The following is a 4,256-nucleotide window of genomic DNA, read 5'->3' as shown; positions in this document are numbered from 1 at the left end:
CGACGCCATAGCAATACCGCCAATCATTAAGCCTTTAACAATGCCCAGACGCAGGTTGACTGCACTGCCAAGTAACGCAAATACAATAGTCACCCACCAGGTAACGAGCTTGGAGTAGGTACCAATTTCTGCGTTTGTGAACCCAATCTCTTTATAAAAGACTATCGACATACGACCAAGAAAGGCCTCACCAATTTTAAACAAAAAGATAAAGGCAAGAATGGATAAGGCCAGCTTTACACCGTTTCGGGAAAAGAATTCGGCTATTGGCTGAACAACAGTAATAGAAATGCGTTCTTTCATTGCTGGCCAAAAGTTAGTCAGCTTTGTTTCTATCGTGGGATCGCTATGATAAGTCGTACGACGCACAAAGAGTACAACAACGGCCAGAGCAAGCATAACGCAGCCCAGACCGAAATAAGCATGCTGCCACTGCCAGTCAACGCCATCGACAATGAAAAAGGGTAAAGCACCTAAGCCGCTGTAACCTGTCCACCAGCCAGCTGTCGTCATTGCAGCCCCGGCATTTTGTAGACGTCCCTCGGTTTCAGCAAAAGACTCAATTCTATAGGCATCAATGGCTATATCCTGAGTCGCGGAACTAACCGCTATGCCCAGAGCAATAAAGCCGGCTAAGTGCAGATTGCTTGTAATATCCAGGCTCGCCAGCGCAAAGCATCCTGCGGCAATGAGTGCCTGACACAGAAATATCCAGCTCCGTCTTTGTCCTAACCAACGAGTCAGGAGGGGAAGCTTGAGGTTATCAATAAGAGGGGACCACAAGAAGTTAATGGAATAGGCACCAAAAACCGCTCCAAAATAGCCGATGACCGAGCGCGTGAGTCCTACTTCCTGTAACCAGGCAGATAAAGCCGAGCCAATCATCACCCATGGAAATCCGCTGGCAATACCCAGCACGAATATTACCCATACACGCGATTGACGATAAACTTGTAGATCCTGCCAGAACGTCGGTTTAGTGACTGCCATCAGTTTTGCGGTACAACCTCAATGCGTTTCAGAGTCGGCGGGTCAACCGGTACGTCGGCCCAGCCTATGTCATCACTGTAAGCCTGTGACTCTAGCTCAGCCATGGCCTCCAGCACTTCAATTCCCTCAACAATGCGACCAAAGACAGCGTATCCCCAGTCACCATCATCAGGATTGAGAGAGGTGTTGTCGTTTAAATTAAAGAAAAACTGACGGGTGCCGCTGTGAGGCTCTCGTTCCCGCGCCATAGCAATAGTCCCGTATTCATTTTTCAAGCCATTACCTGACTCATTGACGATTTTCTCGTAAGAGGGTTTGTCCTGAAAGTTTTTGTCATAACCACCGCCCTGAATGACAAAACCGGGTACTAAGCGGTGGAATATGGTGCCGTTATATTGTGCTTTTTTAACGTAACGGAAAAAGTTTTTAACCGTTAAGGGAGCAGCGTCTCGGTTTAACTCAACCACAATATCACCCATAGAGGTCACCATCTTTACTCGTGGAAAAGGATTATCTGGCTGAATTTCAGCGTGACTGAAACTGAGAAAGAAGGTAGCGGCAACGCCCAGTAAATACTTCGACCACTTCATGATTAAAAGTCCTCTTGTTCTGGCAGACGCAGTTTAGGATCATTGGCAATGTCAGACAGTATAGAGTTCAACAGTTGTTTAAATTGTCGTTCAATTGTGGCCTGAGCAGGTTTCAGACCGCCTGTTGAGCTGTAGGTTCCAGAGTAAAAGTTACTGTATCTACGATTAGCGCGCATTGCTTCGACTCGTATGGTCACACTGTGCTCAAGCTCGTATTTAATCGTGTGCAGGGTGGCGTCAACCAGCGCTTTTTCAATAGTGACATACCAGGTTAAGCCGTTGTTGCTGCTCGAGCCTGTTACCGGCTGCAGTGCTTCTTCAACGATAGCTGTTAAAGGTCTTTGAGCGGGCGCGAACTCTGCTTTATCTTCTTCTTTCTTATGACGATACAGGTAGGAGTAGGAGCGTTTATCCTCAACCTTCAACTGGTTTACTTTAGTATTAAGGCTATTCGTAACAGCATCAGCACTGATGATTAATGGATCAGGCTGGCTTTGACAGGCACTAATAAAAAGCGCAAAAGTAGCTGCAAGTATTATTCGAAACATATGATTTATCCTTTTTCCTGGCGGTCATTCACCTGACGTCGATTCGTGCTATGATACGATGAAACGGTATCGTCATAAAACACTCTATCATTATGAGGATACTAGCCGACAGAAGTAAAAGGTTTTGCCGTGACTAAATTTGCTGAAATTACCGGTTGGGGAAAATGTCTGCCACCGGCTGTAATGACCAATGATGACCTTGCGACCTTTCTTGAAACATCTGATGAATGGATTGTTTCACGAACAGGAATTTCTGAACGTAGAGTGAGCCATGTCGGGACATCTGAGTTGGCAACTGTAGCGGCGCGAAACGCGCTGGCAGCAGCTGACTTAGACCCCAGCGAACTTGATCTCATTATTGTCGGTACTTGCACTGCGGACGAAATCATCCCAAACGTTGCCTCGGCTGTACAGCGGAACATTGGTGCTAAAGACGCTGCGGCGTTTGACTTAAATGCTGCTTGCAGCAGCTTTTTATACGCTATGCATGTGGCGACTCAGTCGATAAAGACTGGTGCTCATAAAAAGGTTTTGCTCATTGGAGCAGAGCGTCTTACCCGGATTCTTGACTGGACTAAACGCGAAAGTGCCGTGCTATTTGGTGACGGGGCCGGTGCTATGGTGCTTGAAGCATCAGACGAAGAAGTCGGCTTACTGGCCAGTCATATTAGCTGTGATGCGGATGCCCGTGATGTCCTCAGCCTTGATTTTGGCTTAAGCTTTGACCGTTTCGGTTTTGACGGAATTATGCAGTTTGATTTTGTTGGCCAGGAAATCTTTAAACGTGCCGTAAAAGGTATGAGTGCTGCAGTAGAGAATGTCTTCCAGCAAACGGGAATGACAACCGACGATATCGACGCGCTTATCCCGCATCAGGCGAACAAACGACTCATCGATTTCCTCGGTAAAATGTGCAAAGTACCGAGTGAAAAAACGGTTATAAATATTCAGAAGTACGGAAATACTTCTTCAGCAACCCTACCTATTGCCTTTGCTGAGGCAGCTGATAACGGCATTATTAAGCCGGGTGATAGTATTATGTCGGCGGTATTTGGTGGTGGACTCACTTGCGGAGCCGGTTTAATTAAGTGGGGGCAGAGAGTCACGCCGAAACGACCTAACCAGATGGAGTTACCAGCCGGCGATAAAACGGCGCTGGAACTTATTGTCCCAATGCATGAAGCGACAAAAAAAGCGTGGAAAAACCGCGGTCAGTAGACGGTGACAGGAGACGAATTTTGAGTACTGAAGAGCTCGTACAGGTTTCACAAGATAACGACGTTGTTCGTATACGGCTAAATCGACCTGAAAAGAAAAATGCTTTTACTCAGGATATGTACACAGCGTGTAACGAAGCATTGAAAGCTGCGGACGCTGACAACTCAATTCATGCGGTACTTTTTGAATCCAGTGGTGACAGCTTTTCTGCGGGGAACGATTTAAATGACTTCTTAGCGATTGAGAACTTAGACGAGTCGGCGCCACCATTTAAATTCTTGCATACGCTGGCGCGTGTCGAGGTTCCTGTTGTTGCGGCTGTTAACGGGTTAGCGATAGGTATTGGGACTACTTTGCTGTTGCATTGCGATATTGTTTACAGTAGCGATGAAGCCGTATTTGCCTTGCCTTTTGTACAGCTGGGACTGTTACCTGAGGCCGCCTCTAGTCTCTTACTACCGCAAATTTGTGGTTATCAAAAAGCGGCGGAGTTGTTGCTACTTGGTGAAAGCTTCGATGCACAGGCGGCACAGCAAGCGGGCTTTGTTAACCATATTGTTTCGCTTGAACGTCTGCCCGTTGTGGTTGATGAAACGCTCGATAAGCTGCGTAAACAATCCAGTAAGTCGCTACGAATTTCTAAGCGGTTACTTAAGCAGCCGGCTGAATCTGTCGCTGATCGCATCAGTCGGGAAGCGACGTTTTTTGCTAAAGCATTAAGTTCAGATGAAGCTCGTCAGGCTATTGCGGAAAAGCTGCAGAAAAAGTAAGCAAAAGGTTAGCTGCGGGTTGTTTCGGTCGAATAACTGGTTCATAATGCAGCCCGCTTTGAATAAAGCGTTTATGGTGACTCTGCGGGTCCCCTCGCAACGCTAACTGGCGAACCCGGTCAGGCCCGGAAGGGAGCAGC

At 47.1% G+C, this 4,256-nt stretch carries 5 protein-coding genes; 2 read left to right on the top strand and 3 right to left on the bottom strand.

The window, feature by feature from the left end:
• The 3 genes from B3180_RS05645 to B3180_RS05635 all read right to left on the bottom strand — a co-directional run.
• Positions 1–990 (bottom strand): MFS transporter (locus tag B3180_RS05645; RefSeq protein WP_286843470.1); only part of this gene is annotated, 990 nt, incomplete at its 3' end.
• Positions 990–1,580 carry a peptidylprolyl isomerase gene (locus B3180_RS05640; RefSeq protein WP_199493865.1) on the bottom strand — a complete coding sequence of 197 codons (591 nt, stop codon included), beginning with the start codon at positions 1,578–1,580 and terminating at the stop codon, positions 990–992. The genes B3180_RS05640 and B3180_RS05645, both read right to left, overlap by 1 nt.
• Before the next feature lie 2 nt (positions 1,581–1,582).
• Entirely contained in the window at positions 1,583–2,128 is a 546-nt protein-coding gene (locus tag B3180_RS05635; protein ID WP_271331186.1) for a YajG family lipoprotein, read from the bottom strand.
• A gap of 129 nt (positions 2,129–2,257) precedes the next feature.
• Between B3180_RS05635 and B3180_RS05630 the strand changes: the two genes are divergently transcribed.
• On the top strand, positions 2,258–3,346 hold the full coding sequence (locus B3180_RS05630; protein ID WP_054491088.1) for a ketoacyl-ACP synthase III: 1,089 nt from the start codon (positions 2,258–2,260) through the stop codon (positions 3,344–3,346).
• A 20-nt stretch (positions 3,347–3,366) separates the two neighbouring features.
• Positions 3,367–4,116 carry an enoyl-CoA hydratase-related protein gene (locus B3180_RS05625; RefSeq protein ID WP_278358824.1) on the top strand — a complete coding sequence of 250 codons (750 nt, stop codon included), beginning with the start codon at positions 3,367–3,369 and terminating at the stop codon, positions 4,114–4,116.
• Positions 4,117–4,256 lie beyond the last annotated feature (140 nt).

Source organism: Idiomarina sp. UBA4206, assembly GCF_002383015.1.
GTDB lineage: Bacteria > Pseudomonadota > Gammaproteobacteria > Enterobacterales > Alteromonadaceae > Idiomarina > Idiomarina abyssalis.
Note: the sequence above shows the minus strand (reverse complement) of the source record. Positions and strands in the feature narration are given on the sequence as shown.